At 72.0% G+C, this 19,183-nt stretch carries 19 protein-coding genes; 14 read left to right on the forward strand and 5 right to left on the reverse strand.

All coding sequences use genetic code 11. The annotated features are described in order from the left end of the window. Positions 1-9: 9 nt before the first annotated feature. The 5 genes from pgeF (at position 10) to ACFZAU_RS16215 (ending at position 3,758) form a co-directional block, all read left to right on the forward strand. Positions 10-750, forward strand: coding sequence for a peptidoglycan editing factor PgeF (gene pgeF, locus ACFZAU_RS16195; protein WP_499607985.1), 741 nt, complete (start codon positions 10-12; stop codon positions 748-750). Next, the gene (locus ACFZAU_RS16200) at positions 743-1,483 is read left to right on the forward strand and encodes a YggS family pyridoxal phosphate-dependent enzyme (protein ID WP_499607804.1); all 741 of its coding nucleotides are present in this window, start codon (positions 743-745) and stop codon (positions 1,481-1,483) included. The genes pgeF and ACFZAU_RS16200 overlap by 8 nt, the downstream gene beginning before the upstream one ends. Positions 1,484-1,546: 63 nt before the next feature. Continuing rightward, positions 1,547-2,128 carry a cell division protein SepF gene (locus ACFZAU_RS16205; RefSeq protein WP_500552688.1) on the forward strand — a complete coding sequence of 194 codons (582 nt, stop codon included), beginning with the start codon at positions 1,547-1,549 and terminating at the stop codon, positions 2,126-2,128. Positions 2,129-2,191: 63 nt separating this feature from the next. Beyond that, complete coding sequence (locus tag ACFZAU_RS16210) at positions 2,192-2,482, forward strand: YggT family protein (RefSeq protein WP_018557120.1); 291 nt, start codon at positions 2,192-2,194, stop codon at positions 2,480-2,482. A 46-nt stretch (positions 2,483-2,528) separates the two neighbouring features. Then, a complete protein-coding gene (locus tag ACFZAU_RS16215; RefSeq protein ID WP_500552689.1) occupies positions 2,529-3,758 on the forward strand; it encodes a DivIVA domain-containing protein in 1,230 nt (409 codons plus the stop codon). 984 nt (positions 3,759-4,742) lie between these two features. Here the strand turns inward: ACFZAU_RS16215 and ileS are convergent. Continuing rightward, entirely contained in the window at positions 4,743-7,871 is a 3,129-nt protein-coding gene (gene ileS, locus ACFZAU_RS16220) for an isoleucine--tRNA ligase (RefSeq protein WP_500459508.1), read from the reverse strand. 555 nt (positions 7,872-8,426) lie between these two features. Between ileS and ACFZAU_RS16225 the strand changes: the two genes are divergently transcribed. From ACFZAU_RS16225 to ACFZAU_RS16245, 5 genes are all read left to right on the forward strand, one after another. Then, the gene (locus ACFZAU_RS16225; protein WP_500552690.1) at positions 8,427-9,614 is read left to right on the forward strand and encodes a TraR/DksA family transcriptional regulator; all 1,188 of its coding nucleotides are present in this window, start codon (positions 8,427-8,429) and stop codon (positions 9,612-9,614) included. 146 nt (positions 9,615-9,760) lie between these two features. Next, positions 9,761-10,321 (forward strand): signal peptidase II, encoded by a 561-nt coding sequence (gene lspA, locus ACFZAU_RS16230; RefSeq protein ID WP_499607822.1) that lies wholly within the window; start codon positions 9,761-9,763, stop codon positions 10,319-10,321. Between the two features lie 58 nt (positions 10,322-10,379). Beyond that, positions 10,380-11,315, forward strand: a complete 936-nt coding sequence (locus ACFZAU_RS16235) for an RluA family pseudouridine synthase (RefSeq protein WP_500459735.1) — start codon at positions 10,380-10,382, stop codon at positions 11,313-11,315. Beyond that, on the forward strand, positions 11,308-11,745 hold the full coding sequence (locus tag ACFZAU_RS16240; RefSeq protein WP_499607826.1) for a GNAT family N-acetyltransferase: 438 nt from the start codon (positions 11,308-11,310) through the stop codon (positions 11,743-11,745). Before ACFZAU_RS16235 ends, ACFZAU_RS16240 begins: the two co-directional genes overlap by 8 nt. A 37-nt stretch (positions 11,746-11,782) precedes the next feature. After that, entirely contained in the window at positions 11,783-13,378 is a 1,596-nt protein-coding gene (locus ACFZAU_RS16245; RefSeq protein WP_500552691.1) for a Na+/H+ antiporter, read from the forward strand. 17 nt (positions 13,379-13,395) lie between these two features. Here ACFZAU_RS16245 and ACFZAU_RS16250 read toward each other — a convergent pair whose 3' ends face one another. Then, the gene (locus tag ACFZAU_RS16250; RefSeq protein ID WP_500552692.1) at positions 13,396-14,499 is read right to left on the reverse strand and encodes a mechanosensitive ion channel family protein; all 1,104 of its coding nucleotides are present in this window, start codon (positions 14,497-14,499) and stop codon (positions 13,396-13,398) included. An 80-nt stretch (positions 14,500-14,579) separates the two neighbouring features. On the opposite strand from ACFZAU_RS16250, the gene ACFZAU_RS16255 reads away from it, so the two are divergent. Together ACFZAU_RS16255 and ACFZAU_RS16260 are read left to right on the forward strand one after the other, a co-directional pair. Next, positions 14,580-15,209 (forward strand): dienelactone hydrolase family protein, encoded by a 630-nt coding sequence (locus tag ACFZAU_RS16255; RefSeq protein WP_500552827.1) that lies wholly within the window; start codon positions 14,580-14,582, stop codon positions 15,207-15,209. 51 nt (positions 15,210-15,260) lie between these two features. Next, on the forward strand, positions 15,261-15,713 hold the full coding sequence (locus ACFZAU_RS16260; RefSeq protein WP_499607834.1) for a hypothetical protein: 453 nt from the start codon (positions 15,261-15,263) through the stop codon (positions 15,711-15,713). Here ACFZAU_RS16260 and ACFZAU_RS16265 read toward each other — a convergent pair. Continuing rightward, positions 15,692-16,048 (reverse strand): hypothetical protein, encoded by a 357-nt coding sequence (locus ACFZAU_RS16265; RefSeq protein WP_500552693.1) that lies wholly within the window; start codon positions 16,046-16,048, stop codon positions 15,692-15,694. The genes ACFZAU_RS16260 and ACFZAU_RS16265 overlap by 22 nt on opposite strands. Positions 16,049-16,114: 66 nt before the next feature. Next, positions 16,115-16,732 carry a hypothetical protein gene (locus ACFZAU_RS16270; RefSeq protein WP_500552694.1) on the reverse strand — a complete coding sequence of 206 codons (618 nt, stop codon included), beginning with the start codon at positions 16,730-16,732 and terminating at the stop codon, positions 16,115-16,117. A 133-nt stretch (positions 16,733-16,865) separates the two neighbouring features. On the opposite strand from ACFZAU_RS16270, the gene ACFZAU_RS16275 reads away from it, so the two are divergent. Further along, positions 16,866-17,495 (forward strand): helix-turn-helix domain-containing protein, encoded by a 630-nt coding sequence (locus ACFZAU_RS16275; protein ID WP_500552695.1) that lies wholly within the window; start codon positions 16,866-16,868, stop codon positions 17,493-17,495. A 200-nt stretch (positions 17,496-17,695) separates the two neighbouring features. Beyond that, complete coding sequence (locus ACFZAU_RS16280; RefSeq protein WP_500552696.1) at positions 17,696-18,103, forward strand: hypothetical protein; 408 nt, start codon at positions 17,696-17,698, stop codon at positions 18,101-18,103. Between the two features lie 316 nt (positions 18,104-18,419). Here ACFZAU_RS16280 and ACFZAU_RS16285 read toward each other — a convergent pair whose 3' ends face one another. Continuing rightward, positions 18,420-19,007 carry a hypothetical protein gene (locus ACFZAU_RS16285; protein WP_500552697.1) on the reverse strand — a complete coding sequence of 196 codons (588 nt, stop codon included), beginning with the start codon at positions 19,005-19,007 and terminating at the stop codon, positions 18,420-18,422. Positions 19,008-19,183: the final 176 nt, after the last annotated feature.

Consider the following 19,183-nt stretch of genomic DNA (forward strand, 5'->3'; position numbering starts at 1 on the left):
CCACACGTGATAACGCTCAACCACGCACGTCCGGGCGGCGCCCACTTCGCCTTCACCGACAGGTGGGGCGGGGTGAGCGCCGCTCCGTACGACAGCCTCAACCTCGGCGGCGCGGTCGGTGACGACCCGGCCGCCGTCCTCGCCAACCGCGACGCCGCCGCACGCGGGCTGGGCCTCGATCCCGCCCGTGTGGTCTGGATGAACCAGGTGCACGGCAACGACGTCGCCGTCGTCGCCGCCCCCTGGGCCGGCGGCCGGGTCCCGGAGGTGGACGCCGTCGTCACCACCCGGCCCGGTCTCGCCCTCGCGGTGCTGACCGCCGACTGCGTCCCGGTCCTGATGGCCGACGCGCACGCCGGCGTGGTGGCCGCGGCCCACGCCGGCCGCCCTGGACTGCTGGCCGGGGTCGTCCCCGCGGCGGTCGAGGCCATGGTCGGCCTCGGTGCCCGCGCCGAGCGGATCACCGCGATGACCGGCCCCTCGGTCTGCGGCTCCTGCTACGAGGTGCCCGAGGCCATGCGCGATGAGGTCGCCGCCGCCGTCCCCGAGGCCCGCGCCACCACCAGCTGGGGCACCCCCTCCCTGGACATCGCCACCGGGGTGCACGCCCAACTCGCCCGGCTGGGTGTGCCGATGGGTGAGAAATCCCATATTTGTACGATGGAGTCCGGGGACCACTTCTCCTACCGCCGCGAGCGGACCACCGGACGGCTCGCGGGATACGTCTGGCTGGACGGACCGAGTGACTGACCGTACGCAAGAGCGAAGCGCCGAACTGGCGGGCAACCTGGCCGCGGTCGAGGAGCGCATCGCGGCGGCCTGTGCCGCGGCCGGCCGGGCCAGGGACGAGGTGACCCTGGTCGTGGTCACCAAGACCTACCCGGCGAGCGACGTGCGGATCCTGTCCGGGCTCGGCGTCCGCGAGGTGGCGGAGAACCGCGACCAGGACGCCGCCCCCAAGGCCGAGGCCTGCGCCGATCTGCCGCTGACCTGGCACTTCGTGGGGCAGCTGCAGACCAACAAGGTCCGCTCGGTGGTGCGCTACGCGGACGTCGTGCACTCGGTCGACCGCCTCCGGCTGGTCGACGCGCTCTCCGCCGCCGTCCTGAAGTCGGAGCGGGCCGACCGCGAGCTCGGCTGCCTGGTGCAGGTCGCGCTGGACGCCGAGTCCGGGACGCAGGGCGCCCGCGGCGGAATCGCACCCGATGTCGTCGAAGGCATCGCCGAAGCCGTCGCCGCCGCCCCCGGGCTCCGGCTCGACGGGCTGATGACGGTCGCACCGCTGGCGGGGCCGTACGCGGGTCAACCCCGCGCCGCCTTCGATCGGCTGGCGGAAATCGCATCCTGCCTGCGCGCGGCGCATCCGGCTGCGAACATGGTCTCGGCAGGGATGAGCGCGGACCTCGAGGAGGCCATCGCCGCCGGTGCGACACACGTACGCATCGGTAGCGCGGTACTCGGCGTCAGGTCCGGGCTCGGGTAACGTCACCAAACAAGTCGGACCACACAAAACATATGGTCTTTCCCCGCTGAGAGGACGCAGAGCATGGCCGGCGCGATGCGCAAGATGGCGGTCTACCTCGGCCTCGTGGAGGACGACGGGTACGACGGCCCGGGCTTCGACCCCGACGACGAGTTCGACCCCGAACCCGAGCCGGAGCGCTCCCGCCGACCGCACCAGTCCCACCAGCCACCACATCAGACACAACCGGAGGAACCGGCACGCATCGTGCACGCCCCGGTCCCCCGTGAACCCCGGATCGCCCCAGTGGCATCCATCACACAAGAACGCCATAGCCTGGAGAAGAACGCACCGGTGATCATGCCTAAGGTCGTGTCGGAACGAGAGCCGTACCGGATCACGACACTCCACCCCCGGACGTACAACGAAGCCCGTACGATCGGGGAACACTTCCGTGAGGGCACGCCGGTGATCATGAATCTCACGGAGATGGACGACACCGACGCGAAGCGACTTGTCGACTTTGCCGCCGGGCTGGTCTTCGGCCTGCACGGCAGCATCGAGCGGGTGACACAGAAGGTGTTTCTGCTGTCGCCTGCTAACGTCGATGTCACGGCGGAGGACAAGGCCCGCATCGCCGAAGGCGGGTTCTTCAATCAGAGCTGATATACGCAACCGTACGAAACCGGCCGTGAGGCCCATGAACGAGCAGGGGAGAGGGGAAGCGCGATGGACATCGCACTCCAGGTGCTGTGGATCGCGCTGATGTGCTTCCTGCTCGTTCTGATCTTCCGGTTGGTGATGGACTATGTTTTCCAGTTCGCCCGATCGTGGCAGCCTGGGAAGCCCATGGTGGTCGTCCTGGAGGCCACCTACACTGTCACCGATCCGCCACTCAAGCTTCTGCGGCGGTTCATCCCGCCGCTGCGTCTCGGGGGCGTGGCGCTCGACCTGTCCTTCTTCGTATTGATGATCATCGTGTACATCCTGCTCACCGTCGTAGGGGGCTTGCGAGGATGACCGATGCGGGCTCCCGATATGTCGACGATCACGTTGAGGTGAAGAGATGCCACTGACCCCCGAGGACGTGCGGAACAAGCAGTTCACGACCGTCCGCCTCCGAGAAGGCTATGACGAGGACGAGGTCGACGCCTTCCTTGACGAGGTCGAGTCGGAACTGACGCGACTGCTCCGCGAGAACGAGGACCTGCGCGCCAAGCTGGCCGCGGCGACGCGTGCCGCCGCCCAGAACCAGCAGCAAGGCATGCGCAAGCCCGAGCCGCAGGAAGGCCGCGGTCCCGGGGCTCCCGTGCCCGCCGCCATATCCGGACCGCAGCCGGTGCCGCCGCAGCAGATGGGCGGCCCCGGTCCCCAGGGACCCGGCAGTGGCCTCGCCCTGCCCGCCGGGCCCAGCGCACAGCAGGGCCCCGGTCCGATGGGCCAGGGTCCGATGCAGGGCGGTCCCATGGGTCAGCAGCACCCCATGCAGGGCGGCCCCATGGGCCAGCCGATGCAGGGCGGTCCCATGGGTCAGCAGCACCCCATGCAGGGCGGCCCCATGGGCCAGCCGATGCAGGGCGGCCCCATGGGTCAGCAGCACCCCATGCAGGGCGGTCACCCCATGCAGCAGCAGGGCCCCGGTGGCGACAGCGCCGCCCGTGTGCTCTCGCTCGCCCAGCAGACGGCCGACCAGGCGATCGCCGAGGCGCGCGCCGAGGCGAACAAGATCGTCGGCGAGGCCCGCAGCCGCGCCGAGGGTCTGGAGCGCGACGCCCGTGCCAAGGCCGACGCCCTTGAGCGGGACGCGCAGGAGAAGCACCGCGTGGCGATGGGCTCCCTGGAGTCCGCGCGCGCCACGCTGGAGCGCAAGGTCGAGGACCTGCGCGGCTTCGAGCGCGAGTACCGCACCCGCCTGAAGTCGTACCTGGAGAGCCAGCTGCGTCAGCTGGAGAACCAGGCCGACGACTCGCTCGCCCCGCCGCGCACCCCCGCGGCCGCGTCCCTCTCCTCCGGTTCCGGAGGCATGGGCGGCACGATGGGCGGCGGCACCATGGGTGGCGGCACGATGGGCGGCATGGCCACGGCCGGCGCCGGCACCATGGGTGGCGGTCAGGGCTACGGCGGCGGCCAGGGCATGGGCGGCGTCGGCGGGCAGAACCCGACGTACGGCGGCCAGCAGCAGATGTCTCCGGCCATGACGCAGCCCATGGCACCGGTGCGGCCGCAGGGGCCGGCGCCGTTGCAGCAGGCGCCGACGCCGATGCGTGGGTTCCTCATCGACGAGGACGACAACTAGTCGCCGGCGCGACTGCGGTAGGCACGACAGGGCCGGGCCCCCAGGGAATCGCTTCCCTCGGGGGCCCGGCCCTTTCCCGTCCGTGCGGCGGGGTTGCTTGTGTGCGGGTCGGTTGCGCCGGGCCACCTGGTTGTTTGCGTGCACGTTGTGGGCGCCTGCGGGCGGCTGCGCCGGGCCGCCCGGTGGGGTGTGTGCGGGTCCGTTGCGCCTGCGGGCGGCTGCGCCGGGCCGCCCGGTCGGGTGTGTGCGGGTCCGTTGCGCCTGCGGCGGGCGTCCACCCGCCCTCCCGCCCGATTGCCCGGCGCGATTGGTGCGGGCTTGCGCAAGTTCGTCTGGGGTCGGCGCCGCGCCGGCGCACGTCCTCAACGCTCGCGGTTTGCGTCTACATCATTCGGTACCGCGTCCGCCGCTCGTCGTTTCCGGGCGCACCCCGACACACCCCCTCCCGAGGTATGGGCGCAGAACGGCCGGTGGGGGGCATGGAGGTAGCTCGGGGTTACCCCGAACCGCGCTGTGACCCCACAGCCGCGCTGCCCGTCTCCCCGGTGAGGGGGCAGATGGGCAACCGGGGTGCGCCGGACCGCCTTCTGACCACCCACCGGCCGTTGGTCGCGGAACCGGCGGAGGGGGTGGGGGAGTTGGGGGCACCCCCGGCCGAAGGCTGGGGGAGGGTGGGCGTTCTGGACGCTGACGTGTATTTGATGTGCGGCAGCGACGGCACCGACGAGTGGTGCCCGTCATGCACATAAATATGCGGTACAGAATGCCCACCCCGGAGGCCCCGCCCCCGGCCCACCAACCCACAGAGCGAGCCCCGCACCAATCGCGCCGGATGGGGGCACCCCCGGCCGAAGGCTGGGGGAGGGCGGGAGGGTGGGGAGAAACCCAACAGCAACCACAACGGCGCCGCACACAAAAGGACGGCTGCGCCGTAGTCCGCTGGGGCGGACGACGGCGCAGCCGTCATGTGCGGGCCCCGGAGGGTTACCGCTTGCGGAGGTGGAAGGTGAGGCCGAGGGCCTCGTCCGTGAAGGCGGGACCGTACCCGTCCTCGGGTCCGCCGGAGGCGAAGTCCGTCGCGAGGACCTCGTCCGCGACGAGCCGGGCGTGCTCCGCGAGCGCCTCCGCCAGTTCAGCGTCGGCCGCGGCCCAGCGCAGCGCGATGCGGTCGGCGACGTCGAGGCCGCTGTTCTTGCGGGCCTCCTGGACGAGGCGGATGACGTCGCGGGCGAGGCCCGCACGCCGCAGCTCCGGGGTGATCTCGAGGTCGAGTGCCACGGTCGCGCCGGAGTCGGACGCGACGGACCAGCCCTCCCGCGGGGTCTCCGTGATGATCACTTCCTCCGCGGTCAGGGCGACCGGCTCGCCGTCCACGACCACGGAGGCGTTGCCCTCGCGCAGGGCGAGGGACAGCGCCGCCGCGTCGCACTCGGCGACGGCCTTGGCGACGGCCTGGACGCCCTTGCCGAAGCGCTTGCCGAGGGCGCGGAAGTTGGCCTTGGCCGTGGTGTCGACAAGGGAGCCGCCGACCTCGCTCAGGGACGCCAGGGAGGCGACGTTGAGTTCCTCGGCGATCTGCGCGCGCAGTTCCTCGCCCAGCGCCTCGAAGCCCGAGGCGGCCACCAGGGCCCGCGAGAGCGGCTGGCGGGTCTTGACCCCGGACTCGGCGCGCGTGGCGCGGCCCAGCTCCACCAGGCGGCGCACGAGGGCCATCTGGTCGGACAGGACGGGGTCGACCAGCGCCTCGTCCACCGTGGGCCAGCTCGCCAGGTGCACCGACCCGGGGGCGCCCGGGGTGACCGGGACGACCAGGTCCTGCCAGACGCGCTCGGTGATGAACGGCACCAGCGGCGCCATCAGCCGGGTCACCGTCTCGACGACGTCGTGCAGGGTGCGCAGCGCCGCCTTGTCGCCCTGCCAGAAGCGGCGCCGCGAGCGGCGCACGTACCAGTTGGACAGGTCGTCGACGAAGGACGAGAGCAGCTTGCCCGCGCGCTGGGTGTCGTACGACTCCAGCGCGTCGGTGACGTCCCGGACCAGCGCGCCCAACTCGCCCAGCAGCCAGCGGTCCAGCAGCGGGCGGTCGGCCGGGGCCGGGTCGGCGTCGCCGGGGGCCCAGCCGGAGGTGCGGGCGTACAGGGCCTGGAAGGCGACCGTGTTCCAGTACGTCAGGAGGGTCTTGCGGACGACCTCCTGGATCGTGCCGTGGCCGACCCGGCGGGCCGCCCAGGGCGAGCCGCCGGCCGCCATGAACCAGCGCACGGCGTCGGCGCCGTGCTGGTCCATGAGCGGGATGGGCTGGAGGATGTTGCCCAGGTGCTTGGACATCTTCCGGCCGTCCTCGGCGAGGATGTGGCCCAGGCAGACCACGTTCTCGTAGGCGTTCCGGTCGAAGACCAGGGTGCCGACCGCCATCAGCGTGTAGAACCAGCCGCGGGTCTGGTCGATCGCCTCGGAGATGAACTGCGCCGGGTAGGTGCCCTCGAAGAGCTCCTTGTTCCGGTACGGGTAGCCCCACTGCGCGAACGGCATGGAACCCGAGTCGTACCAGGCGTCGATGACCTCGGGCACGCGCACGGCCTCGGCGGAGCACTGCGGGCACGCGAAGGTGACGTCGTCGATGAAGGGCCGGTGCGGGTCGAGGCCGGTCTGGTCGGTGCCGGTCAGCTCCGACAGCTCGGCCAGCGAGCCGACGCAGGTGAGGTGGCCCTCCTCGCAGCGCCAGATGGGCAGCGGCGTGCCCCAGTAGCGGTTGCGGGACAGCGCCCAGTCGATGTTGTTGTTGAGCCAGTCGCCGAAGCGGCCGTGCTTGACCGCCTCCGGGTACCAGTTGGTGCGCTCGTTCTCGCGGAGCAGGGCGTCCTTGACCGCGGTCGTGCGGATGTACCAGGACGGCTGCGCGTAGTAGAGCAGCGCGGTGTGGCAGCGCCAGCAGTGCGGGTAGCTGTGCTCGTACGGCAGGTGCCGGAAGAGCAGCCCGCGTTCCTGGAGGTCGTCGACGAGGGCTTCGTCGGCCTTCTTGAAGAACTGGCCGCCGACGAGCTCCAGCTCCTCCTCGAAGGTGCCGTCGGGGCGCACCGGGTTGACCACGGGCAGCCCGTAGGCGCGGCAGGTCCTGAGGTCGTCCTCGCCGAAGGCGGGGGCCTGGTGGACCAGGCCGGTGCCGTCCTCGGTCGTCACGTACTCGGCGTTGACGACGAAGTGCGCGCCCTCCATCTCCACCAGGTCGAAGGGGCGCCGGTACGTCCAGCGCTCCATCTCGCGGCCGGTGAAGCTCTGCCCGGTGGCCTCCCAGCCTTCGCCGAGGGCCTTGCCGAGCAGCGGCTCGGCGACGACCAGCTTCTCCGTGCCGTCGGTGGCGACCACGTAGGTGACGTCGGGGTGGGCGGCGACCGCGGTGTTGGAGACCAGCGTCCAGGGGGTGGTCGTCCACACCAGGAGCGCGGCCTCGCCCGCGAGCGGGCCGGAGGTGAGCGGGAAGCGCACGTAGACCGAGGGGTCGACCACGGTCTCGTAGCCCTGCGCCAGTTCGTGGTCGGACAGGCCGGTGCCGCAGCGCGGGCACCAGGGCGCGACGCGGTGGTCCTGGACCAGCAGGCCCTTGTCGAAGATCTGCTTCAGCGACCACCAGACGGACTCGATGTACCCCGGGTCCATCGTCCGGTAGGCGTCGTCGAGGTCCACCCAGTACCCCATGCGGGTGGTCAGCTCGGCGAAGGCGTCGGTGTGGCGGGTCACGGACTCGCGGCACTTGGCGTTGAACTCGGCGACGCCGTACGCCTCGATGTCCTTCTTGCCCGAGAAGCCCAGCTCCTTCTCGACGGCGAGCTCCACCGGCAGGCCGTGGCAGTCCCAGCCGGCCTTGCGGGTCACGTGGTGGCCCTGCATCGTCTTGAAGCGCGGGAAGACATCCTTGAAGACGCGGGCCTCGATGTGGTGCGCGCCGGGCATGCCGTTGGCGGTCGGCGGGCCCTCGTAGAAGACCCACTCCGGCCTGCCCTCGGTCTGCTCCAGGGAGCGGGCGAAGACCTTGTTCTCCTGCCAGAACGCGAGCACCTCGTGCTCCAGCGCGGGCAGGTCGACCTGGGCGGGGACCTGGCGGTACTGCGTCATCGGTTCTGCCTCCGGCGGACACGTGCGCGTGCGTATTCCGTCGGAGGGACGAGAGCGCCTGCTGCGACTGCTCCCGCGGTACCACCCTCCTTGGCCGCGGACGGGCCCTCGCGGGCTCGTTCCGCAACCCCCTCATTGGGGTCGCGCTGCCGGCTCTACTCGCCCTCGCGGGCTTTCTTCCGGCGGCTCCGGGGTGATCTTCACGTCGCGCACGCCCCCGGGCTTCCACCGTCCCCGGGTCGCTATGGGCTGCGTACGGCGCTACTCGTCCCCTTCCACGCCTTTCGCTCCGCCCAGTGTAAGGGGCCGCGGGGTGCGATGTCGGCCGGGTTTCCGCGGGGGGCCGGTGTGACCCGAATGGCCCGGTCCGCACCCTGTTACCCGGTGGTACCGGAATACCTCGCGGAGAGCTGGGCACAACGGATGCAGACCTGCCGCCCGACCCGGCGCGGCAGGCGGATCAGGCGGCGTGCCCCGTTGCCGCGGGTCCGGAGTCGATTTATCGTTCCGGCACGATTCGCGAGCAAGATCACAATATGTGAAGGGGCCTCGGCCATGGTGGGGAAGAAGACCACCGTCACGAAGAAGACGGCGAAGAAGACGGCTCCTGCGGCCGCCTCCGCGAGCCGCAGGAACGCCGCGCCCACCGCGCGGAAGGCGGCGGCCGAGCGCCCGGCCGCGTCCCCCGCTCGCAGGAGGACCGCCACGGCCGGTGAGGGAGCGGCCGAGGGCAAGCGCACCATCGCGAAGAAGGCCGCGGCCGGGAAGAAGGCACCCGCGAAGAAGGCTGTCGTACGCAAGGCGGCACCCGCCGCGAAGAAGGCCGCGGCGTCCGCCGCGGGGAAGACCGCGGCCAAGGCCGCAGGAAAGAAGGCGGCCGTGGCGGAGGAGACGACGACCAAGGCGGCGTCCACGCGCAAGACCACGGGACGCACGGCGAGCAGGACCGCGCCTCGCGCCAAGAAGACGGTGACGGCCGCGGAGAAGCCCGCGAAGGCGCCGACCGCGGCGAAGAAGGCCGCCCCGGCGAAGAAGGCCGCCCCGGCGAAGAAGACCGCACCGGCGAAGAAGGCAACCGCGAAGACCGCGGGGAAGACCGCCGGGAAGGCCGCGAAGACGGCCGGTGCCGCCTCCGCCGCACCCGCGAGGACCACGAGCACCGGCACCACCGCAAGGACCGGCACGACCGCCCGGGGGGCGGCGAAGACCACGAAGGCCGCGAAGGCCACGAAGACGGGAGCCAAGAAGGTGGTTGCGAAGAAGACGGCGGCCGGTACGGCCGCGGCAGGGGCGTCCGCCTCGGCGGTCCCGACGGCCCGCATCGCCGAGGCGGCCGGCGCCGTCGCCGCGGGCGACCTGGCCGTACGGCCGGACGAGGAGCCGTGGTCCGAGGAGGAGGTGGACGCGGCCCGCGCCGAGCTGCTGGCCGAGATGGACCGGCTGCGGTCGGAGATCACCACCTCGGAGAACGCCATCACCGGGCTGCTGAGGGACTCGGGCGACGGGGCCGGCGACGACCAGGCCGACACCGGCACCAAGAACATCACGCGCGAGCACGAGATGGCGCTGACCGCCAACGCCCGCGAGATGCTCGCGCAGACCGAGCACGCGCTGGAGCGGCTGGACTCCGGCACGTACGGGCTCTGCGAGTCCTGCGGCAAGCCGATCGGCAAGGCACGGATGCAGGCCTTCCCCCGTGCGACGCTCTGCGTGGACTGCAAGCAGCGCCAGGAACGACACTGACGGCCGGCCGGCCGGCCGCGCGGCACGACACGGACACGGGGAATCGCGGGGCCCGGAGCCGCGCGGCCCCGCTGTTCGGACGTGTGTGCCGTAACCTCGTCTGCGTCAGGATCCGGACTGGCGCAGATCAGGGCTGAAGGACTCACATGGCGAAGGCACAGGAGACCGCGGCGGACACGGCCGAGGAGCCGACCGGCGGTACGGACGAGGTCACCGGCAGGGGACCGCGGCGCATCGCCGTGCTCCTCGGCGTCGCGGCGCTCGCGTACGTCCTCGACCTGCTCTCCAAGATCTGGGTGGTGACCAGCCTCGAGGGCCACGAGCCCATCGAGGTCCTCGGCCGCTACCTGCGCTTCGAGGCGGTGCGCAACGCCGGCGCGGCCTTCGGCTTCGGCCAGGGCATGACCATCGTCTTCACGGTGATCGCGGTCACGGTGGTCGTGGTGATCGCCAGGATCGCCCGCAAGCTGCACAGCGTGCCGTGGGCGATCGCCCTCGGGCTGCTGCTGGGGGGCGCCTTCGGCAACCTGACCGACCGGGTGTTCCGCGCGCCGGGCTTCCTGCAGGGGCACGTCGTCGACTTCATCGCGCCGATCCACTTCGCCGTGTTCAACCTCGCCGACTCGGCGATCGTCTGCGGCGGCATCCTGATCGTCCTGCTGTCCTTCCGCGGTCTGGACCCGGACGGAACCGTCCACAAGGACTGACCGGGGAGCGGGGCGGCGGGGGAGGCCCCCGGGATCCGGCATACTCGATCAGGTGAGTATGCCTGCCGAAGTTCGATCCCTCCCCGTCCCCGAAGGTCTCGAGGGCGAGCGTGTCGACGCCGCCATCGCCCGTATGTTCGGTTTCTCGCGGACCAAGGCGGCCGAGCTGGCCGCCGCCGGGAAGGTGACGATCGACGGCAGCGAGGCCGGCAAGTCCGACCGCGTCTCGGGCGGTGCCTGGCTCGAGGTCGAGATGCCCGCGCCGCCGCGCCCCGTGGAGGTCGTCGCCGAGCCGGTGCCGGGCATGCGCATCGTGCACGACGACGACCACGTGGTCGTGATCGACAAGCCCGTGGGCGTGGCCGCCCACCCCAGCCCCGGCTGGACCGGCACCACGGTCATCGGCGGTCTGGCCGCCGCCGGCTACCGGATCTCCACCTCCGGGGCCTCCGAGCGTCAGGGCATCGTCCACCGGCTCGACGTCGGCACCTCGGGGCTGATGGCCGTCGCCAAGTCGGAGATCGCCTACAGCGACCTCAAGCAGCAGTTCCGGGAGCGCACCGTCGACAAGCGCTACCACGCACTGGTCCAGGGCCACCCCGACCCGCTGAGCGGCACCATCGACGCCCCGATCGGTCGCCACCCCCAGCACGACTACAAGTGGGCCGTGACCGCGGAGGGCAAGCCCAGCGTCACGCACTACGACCTCGTCGAGGCGTTCCGCGCGGCCTCCCTGCTCGACATCAAGCTGGAGACCGGCCGCACCCACCAGATCCGGGTCCACATGGCCGCCCACCGCCACCCCTGCGTCGGCGACCTGACCTACGGGGCCGACCCCACCCTCGCCAAACGGCTGAAACTCACGCGCCAGTGGCTGCACGCCGTGCGCCTGGGCTTCTCCCACCCCGAGGACGGCCGCTGGGTGGAGTTCGAGAGCACCTACCCGGACGACCTGCAGTACGCCCTCGACACCGTGCGGGCCGACAGTGCCTGAGCCCTACGAGGTCCGCGTCGCGGCCGACCCGGACGACCTGAAGGCGTACTACGCGGTCCGGCACGAGGTCTTCGTCGTCGAGCAGAAGGTCCCCGCCGAGCTGGAGTACGACGCCCACGACGCCGACGCCGTGCACGTCCTGGCCACCGGGCCCGGCGGTGCGCTCGGCGCGGGCCGGCTGCTCCTCGGCGAGGACGGCACCGGCATCCTCGGGCGGCTCGCCGTGACCGGCGCCTCCCGGGGGCTGGGCATCGGCGTCGCCCTGGTGCGCGCCATCGAGGACGAGGCCCGGCGGCACGGCCTGGCCGCCGTCGAACTGCACGCCCAGGCCCACGCCGTCGGCTTCTACGAGCGCCTCGGCTACACCTCCTTCGGCGCCGAGTACGAGGAGGCGGGCATTCCGCACCTGTCGATGAGGCGCGTGCTCTGACCGGGTCCGGGGCGGCGGGCATGCCACGCTAGGGTGTGTGGATCAACTCGCGCTGTTCTTCGCCCTGATGCTCGCGGCCATCGTGATGGTGCCGCTGGGCGACCGGATGGGGCTGCCGTCGCCCGTTCTGATGACGTTGCTCGGGGTCGTCCTGGCCCTCCTGCCGTTCGTGCCGAACGTGCAGATCAACCCCGAGCTCATCCTTCCGCTCGTGCTGCCGCCGCTGCTCTACGCCTCCGTACAGCGCACGTCCTGGCGGCAGTTCGCCGCCAACAAGAAGGCCATCTTCCTGCTGGCCGTCGCGCTGGTGCTGATCACCACCGCGGCGGTGGGCGCCATCGCCAGCGCCGTCGTCCCCGGCATCTCCATCGCCGCCGCCCTCGCGCTCGGCGCGCTGGTCGCCCCGCCCGACCCGGTGGCCGCGACCGCCGTCGCCGGGCGGCTGGGACTGCCGCGCCGCATGGTGTCGACCCTGGAGGGCGAGGGGCTCTTCAACGACGTCACCGCGATCGTCGTCTACAACGTGGCCGTCGCCGCGGCCGTGACGGGCTCCTTCTCCTGGCCGGAGGCGCTCGGTGAACTGCTGCTGTCGGCGGTGGTCGCGGTCGCCGTCGGCGTCGTGCTCGGCTGGACCGCCTCCAAGCTGATGGGGGTCGTGGGCGACCCGACCCTGCAGATCGGGCTCTCGCTGCTCGTCCCGTTCGCCTCCTACGCGATCGCCGACGAGGCGCACGGCTCCGGAGTCCTCGCCGTGCTCACCACCGCGCTGTTCCTGGCCGAACACGCCCGCGACGCCGACGACGTGACCGGGCGGCTGGTCGGCGCCACCTTCTGGGAGGTCGTCGACACGCTCGTCACAGGTGTCGCCTTCGGGCTGATCGGCCTGGAGCTGCACAACGTCTTCGGCGTCGGCGCCGGCCGCTGGGGCACCATGCTGAGCCACGCGGCGATCGTCGTCGGCGCGGTCGTCCTCGTACGGCTGGCCTACCTGATGCCGGCCGCGGCGGTCACCAGGAAACTGCACAAACGGCGCGACATCGACGAGGACATCCCCCTGTCGTGGCGCGAGACCGTCGTCATGTGGTGGGCCGGGATGCGCGGAGTGGCGTCCATCGCCCTGGCGCTGGCCATCCCGCACACCACGGAGTCCGGCGCGCCCTTCCCGGCGCGCGACGAGATCCTCTTCATCGCCTTCTCGGTCGTCCTCACCACCCTCGTGCTGCAGGGGCTCACCCTTCCGAAGGTCGTCAAACGCCTCGGGGTGAGCAGCGACACCCAGGTGGAGCACGACATGGAGATGCTGCTCGCGCTGCGCGCCATGGCCGCCGCCAAGCAGCGGCTGAAGGAGGTCGAGGCGACCGAGGACTTCTCCGAGGAGGTCTCCGAACTCCTGCACCGCCGCGCCTTCGACGTCGGGGCCCGGATCTGCCCCGACATCGTCGACGACGAGAAGCGCGACCGGCACACCGCCCGTGTCCGCCGCATCAAGACCGTCGAGCGCGTCCAGCGCGACATGTTCTCCGCCGCCCGGCACGAGGTCCTCGCCGCGCGCAGCGAGCCCGGATACGACCCCGAGATCGTCGACCGGGTGCTGCGCCAGCTCGACGTCCGCAGCCTGCGCGTGTCCCGGTAGGCGCCGCCGCCCGGCCCCTACCGGGCCCCGGGGCCGGGACCGATGTCGCCCGCCCCGGGCGTGGCCTGCTCGCGGTCCGGGGCCTCGGCAAGACCGGGGGCGGCGGCGGTGTTGATGCGCGGCAGCGCGTACGGGTGTTCGCGGCGCAGCCAGTCGATCATGTGCTCCCGCACCACGCAGCGCACCGTCCAGATGTCGTCCGCGTCCTTCGCCGTGGCCAGCGCCCGCACCTCGATGGTGGACGGCGTGGTGTCCGTCACCACCAGGCCCCAGGCCCGGCCGTCCCACTGCTCGCACTCCTTGAGGACGTCGTGGAGGTGCTCGCGCATCAGGTCGACGGGTGTGGCGTGGTCCAGGTGGAAGTAGACGGTGCCGGTCATCCGGGCGTTGCCGCGGGACCAGTTCTCGAAGGGCTTGCTGGTGAAGTACGAGACCGGCATGGTGATCCGCCGCTCGTCCCAGGTGCGCACCACCAGGTAGGTGAGGGTGATCTCCTCCACCGTCCCCCACTCGCCCTCCACGACCACCGCGTCGCCGATCCGGACCATGTCCCCGAAGGCGATCTGCAGCCCCGCGAAGAGGTTGCCCAGCGTCGACTGGGCGGCGATGCCCGCGACGATGCCGATCAGGCCCGCGGAGGCCAGCATCGAGGCGCCGAAGCCGCGCATTGCGGGGAAGGTCAGCAGCATGGCCGCCACCGCGACCACCCCGACGACCGCGGTGACCACCCGCTGGATCAGCGTCACCTGCGTCCGCACCCGCCGCACCCGCGCCGCGTCCTGGGCGGCGGAGGCGTACCGGGAGTACGAGGCCTCCACCACGGCCGCCGCGACCCTGACCACCAGCCAGGCACAGGCCCCGATCAGCACCAGCGTCAGCACCTGCCCGATCGCCCGGGTGTGGCCGCGGGCCAGGTGCGCCTGTTCGTACGAACCGCGCAGCAGCGAGCTGCAGATCACCAGCTGGAGCGCCAGCCGTGCGCGCCGCAGCAGGTTCCACAGCGGGGTCTCCGGGTGCCGGGCGTCCGCGCGGCGCAGCGCGTGGTCGACGGCCCAGCCCACGGCGAGAGTCACGATGAGGGAGCCGCCCACCACGCCCAGCGGCCGTACGACGGAGTCCATGGTTTCGACGGTAACGGGCATGATGGAGCCCGTACCCCGATCGTGCACCACCCATGGGACGTGAGATTGTGACCTCCGGCATGACCATCGTGCTGTTCCACTCGGCCTACGGACTCCGTCCCGCCGTGCACGCCGCCGCCGACCGGCTGCGGGCGGCCGGGCACGAGGTGCACGTGCCCGACCTCTACGAGGGCCGCACCGCGGACACCGTCGAGGAGGGGATGGCCGTCAAGGACGAGATCGGCCGCGACGAACTGCTCATGCGCGCCGTCACCGTCTCCGGCCCCCTCTCCGACCGGGGCCTGGTCTACGCCGGGTTCTCGCTGGGCGGTTCCATCGCGCAGAACCTCGCCCTCGCCGACGAGAAGGCCCGCGGCCTCCTGCTGCTGCACGGCACCTCCGACATCGCCGACGACGCCACCACCGACCTCCCTGTCCAGCTGCACGTCGCCGAGCCCGACCCCTTCGAGCCCGACGACTGGCTGAACGCCTGGTACCTGCGCATGCGCAAGGCGGGCGCCGACGTGGAGATCCACCGCTACCACGGGGCCGGCCACCTCTTCACCGACCCGGACCTCGACGACTACGACGCGGAGGCGGCCGAGCAGACGTGGGCGGTGGCGCTTGACTTCCTGGCGGACCTCGCGGCGGAGGCGGGGGAGGCGCAGGCGGGGGACGCGGACGCCACGGAGGCGGGCGAGGACGGGTAACGGCCCGGTGGGCGGGGGCCGTTGTCAGTGCCCGCTGAGATCATCCGATACATGGGTGTTCTCTACGGGTACTACTCCGCCGCCGACGACAAGGACGCCGCCCGCGCCGTGGTCCGCGAGTTCCGCCGGGCCGAGGCCGGCAGCCGCGACCAGCACGTGACCCAGGGCATCGACCCGGTCGTGGAGTTGCTCCCCGCGGAGGTCCTCATCACCGGCCGCGCACCCGAGGACGTGCGCTCCGACCCGCGCCGCGGCGCCCTGGTGGGGGTGGCCGGTGAGGGCAGGGTGGTCGCCGTCTCCCTCACCGACAGTTTCCGCGACGCACTCGCCGCCTTCGACGCGGATCTGCTCGACGACGTCGCCATGGGGTGGTCCCGTACCTCCGAAGGCCTCCACGGCGTCCACGGTCCGGACGTCCTCGGGCTGTTCCTCAAGGAGCTCGCCGGGCTGGCCGGCCGCGCCACGGCGGACGGACGGCGCCTCTACTGCTGGATACGCCCCTGAGCGACGCCGGCCCCGCGCGGTCCGGCGGCCGCCGCCAGCAGGAGGAACGCGGCCGAGGGCAGGAACACGTACATCGCGATCGCCGCGCCGATGACGGACCAGACGATCAGCGCGAGCGCGATGACGACGCAGGCCTGGGCGAAGACCCTGGGGAACCGCGCCAGGAGCGGCGGCAGCGCCAGCGGCACCACGGACATCACGAAGAAGCCGCCGTAATAGCTGTCCAGCCCGTGGAGCAGCCCGGGCACCGCCACCGCCGCGGCCCCCACCGCGAGCACCCACTGCCGGCGCCCGATCCCCGTCCGTACCTCCGGCCGCCCCGTCCCAGCCCCCATGGCCGCCCCTTCCCCCCTGGCGTACACCGCTTTGAACGCGTTCAACCTAGCGGATCGCGGTCCGGCTCAGTACCAGCGGCTGAACGCGGCGGCACCATGGGCGGACCGGGCGGCGCGACGCAGCACGCGCAAGGGGGCGTCGAGCAGTTCCGCCGAGTCGAACTCCGGATCGCCCAGGGCGCCCATCCAGTCGGCCGCGCGGGCGAGGACGTGCTCCCGGCGGGCCCCGGAGACGTCCAGGGCCCGTTCCGCCCCGGGGAGCGCCGCCGCCAGCTCGTCGTGGGTGAGCAGGAACTCGCCGAACCTGCCGGGCAACTGGGCCGAGGCCGCGGGACCGAGGGCGTAGACGAGTGCCGCGACCGGGCCGGCCTTGCGGGCGGCGGCGGCGAACGGGCCCTCGCCCTCGATCTGCGGCATGAGGTGCATGAGTTCGTCCTGCAGCGTCAGCGTCGGCTCGTCGTCCTCGGCGGCGCTCGCGGAGTCGACGAGTTCGGCGAACCGCAGCGCGACCGGATCGTTTTGCAAAGGCCGCGTTGTGTCAGCGCCTTCGGCCCACCAGGCGAGCGCCCGCGCGAGCTCCGGCGGCAGTTCCTCGTCCCGGGCCGCGGGCCGGGGCGTACGCGCGTGTGCCCGCACCACGTCATCGGGGACGGCCCCCACCACCCAGACGCCCGTCACACCCACGGCCCCCACCTCCCGGCTCGACCCCGACGGTATCCCCTGGGTGCGGCGGGGGGCGCCGCCTCGGTCGTCCGCCATGAGACCCCGCGTGCGACGCGCGTTGCCGTCCCCGGGGCGGCCGGGGTGGAATGGGCGGATGGAAGACCTGTCCTCGATCGCCGCCGCCCTGGCGGAGGTCGGCCCCCGGCTCAAACGCCTGCGCACGCGGCGGGGCGTCACCCTGGCCGCGCTCTCGCAGACCACGGGCATCTCCACGAGCACCCTGTCCCGCCTGGAGACCGGCCGGCGCCGCCCCAGCCTCGAACTCCTCCTCCCGATCGCCCGGGCGCACCGCGTGCCGCTGGACGAACTGGTCGGCGCCCCCGAGGTGGGCGACCCCCGGGTACGCCTCAGACCCCGCCGTGTGAACGGCCGTACCGTCGTGCCGCTCACCCGCCAGCCGGGCTCCCCCCAGGCGTGGAAGGTCGTCATCCCCGTCGCCCAGTGCGAGCCCGACCTCCGCGTCCACGAGGGCCACGAGTGGCTGTACGTGCTCTCCGGACGGCTCCGCCTCCTGCTGGGCGACGGCGAGGCCGTCCTCGGCGTGGGGGAGGCGGCCGAGTTCGACACCCGGCTGCCCCACTGGTTCGGCAGCGCCGACGGCCGGCCCGTCGAGATCCTCAGCCTCTTCGGGCGCCAGGGCGAGCGCATGCACCTCCGCACGAGGCCCGGCCGGGGGAGCGTGGACGGCGGCGGCGGCGGTGACGGCGGCGCGGGGACGCGTTGATCGTACCTTCCCGTCCGGAAGGGGGGCCGCTGGCCTGAGCGGGGAGTCGCCTGTCAGACGCCGCCGCTACGATCGCCCCATGACGTCACATCAGGGAGATGCCGCGTAGGTCGCCGCGCGCGGTGAGGGCCGCCACGTCCCGGGGACGAGGCGATGGCGCGGTGAGTTCACTGCTGGTCGGCATGTGTCCGGGGGAGCCCGTGTGCGCCGGCGTTCACACGTACCTCTTCGTCGACGGTCTCGACGTGGTCACCCTGAGCGACAGCAGAATGGCCGGCCTCGACCCGAGGCGGCTGCTCCGGCCGGGCGGGCCCCTGTATCCGGCGGACACGCCGCGCGCGGTGGAGGTGGCGGCGGAACAGCCCGGCTCGGGGCCGGACATGCTGCGCATCCGCGTCCGTCAGCGGGGCGGGACGGTCATCTGGTCCGGTCTGACGTACCCCGGCAACGACGGCGGACCCGTCGAGGAGGTGCGCTTCCGCCTCGAGCAGTACCTGGGCGAGGTCGAGCGGGCGTACGCGGTCGCCACCGCCGACCACGGGGCCGCGAGCGCCTTGACGCCGGCCTCAGCCGAACGTCGAGTTGTCGGTCACGGCTGCTGGGACTGATCCGCCTCACCAACCTCACTGACCGTGCAGCGCGCAATCCGTCGTAGGGCACAATCGCCCGGGGCACGGACTGGTGTGCGACCTGTGAGGGGGTAGGAGTGGCGGACAAACCGAAATGGCAGAACCACCCGGCCTGGTACCTGCTGTTGATTGTGCCGCTGCTCATGAACGTGATGACCGAGGGCGACGCCATCAGCCGTTTCCTCGGGGCGTCGAGTCTCGTGCTGTTGGGCTTCCTTGGCGGGCAAGAGTGGGCGAAGCGGGCCGCGTGGCGGAGGGGTGCCGCCGGAGGAGGGACCGCGGCGGACAAGAGACGTCAGTGGCGGGAAAGGCGTCCCACCACCCCACCGACGGCCCGCGGCTCCGAATCGGGGCCACCGGCATTCACAGCCGACGTTAACGACGCCTGACGGGGGCGTGGGCCGGCGTCTCCCATGACGCCGTACTCGGCAGTGAAGTCGTCGGCCACCTCGCGAATGTCGGAGTCCTCACTGGCCTGGGCATGCCGGAGCAGCTGTTGGAGTAGAGGCCATGCGCGGATGCAGGCGAGGAGCTCGGCGAGGCGGCGGTAGTCGTCCTCGTCGGCTGAATCCAGCTGAGCTGTGATGAGTGGGTCCAGCGCCGGCAAGAGAGTGTCCCGGGGGATGCCGTCGACGGCTTGCCGGGCTTCCGTGGCCCAGCCGTGTGACATGGACAGCTCTATGAGCTGCGGGAGAAGTGCGAGGCCGTCGCCTGAGAACGAGCGGAGGAAGTCCAGAGCGGCACCGCGCTGCCAGGACCCTCCTGCCAGGGCAGCCTTGAGGATGTCGGGCCTGTTCTGCGCGTTCTGGTAGAAGTCCGCTTGGCAGTGGTGCAACTCACGCTTGGCGGCGACGAATGCGTGCCAGAGTTCGTTGTCGGACACGGGAGTACTCAAGGACTGCCCCTCTCGGCTCAGCAGGCATTCGGTGCGATCAACACTGCCGTACGGGCGGGTGGTGTCGTTTCCGGCTTCGCGCCCCGTGGGATGGAGTTCCTGTGTTGACCATCGGCGGCCTCAAGGGCGCCCCATTGCCTGGGGACGAAGAGGCCGTGGCTTCG

This window comes from Streptomyces sp. NPDC008238 (assembly GCF_042956445.1).
Classification (GTDB): domain Bacteria; phylum Actinomycetota; class Actinomycetes; order Streptomycetales; family Streptomycetaceae; genus Actinacidiphila.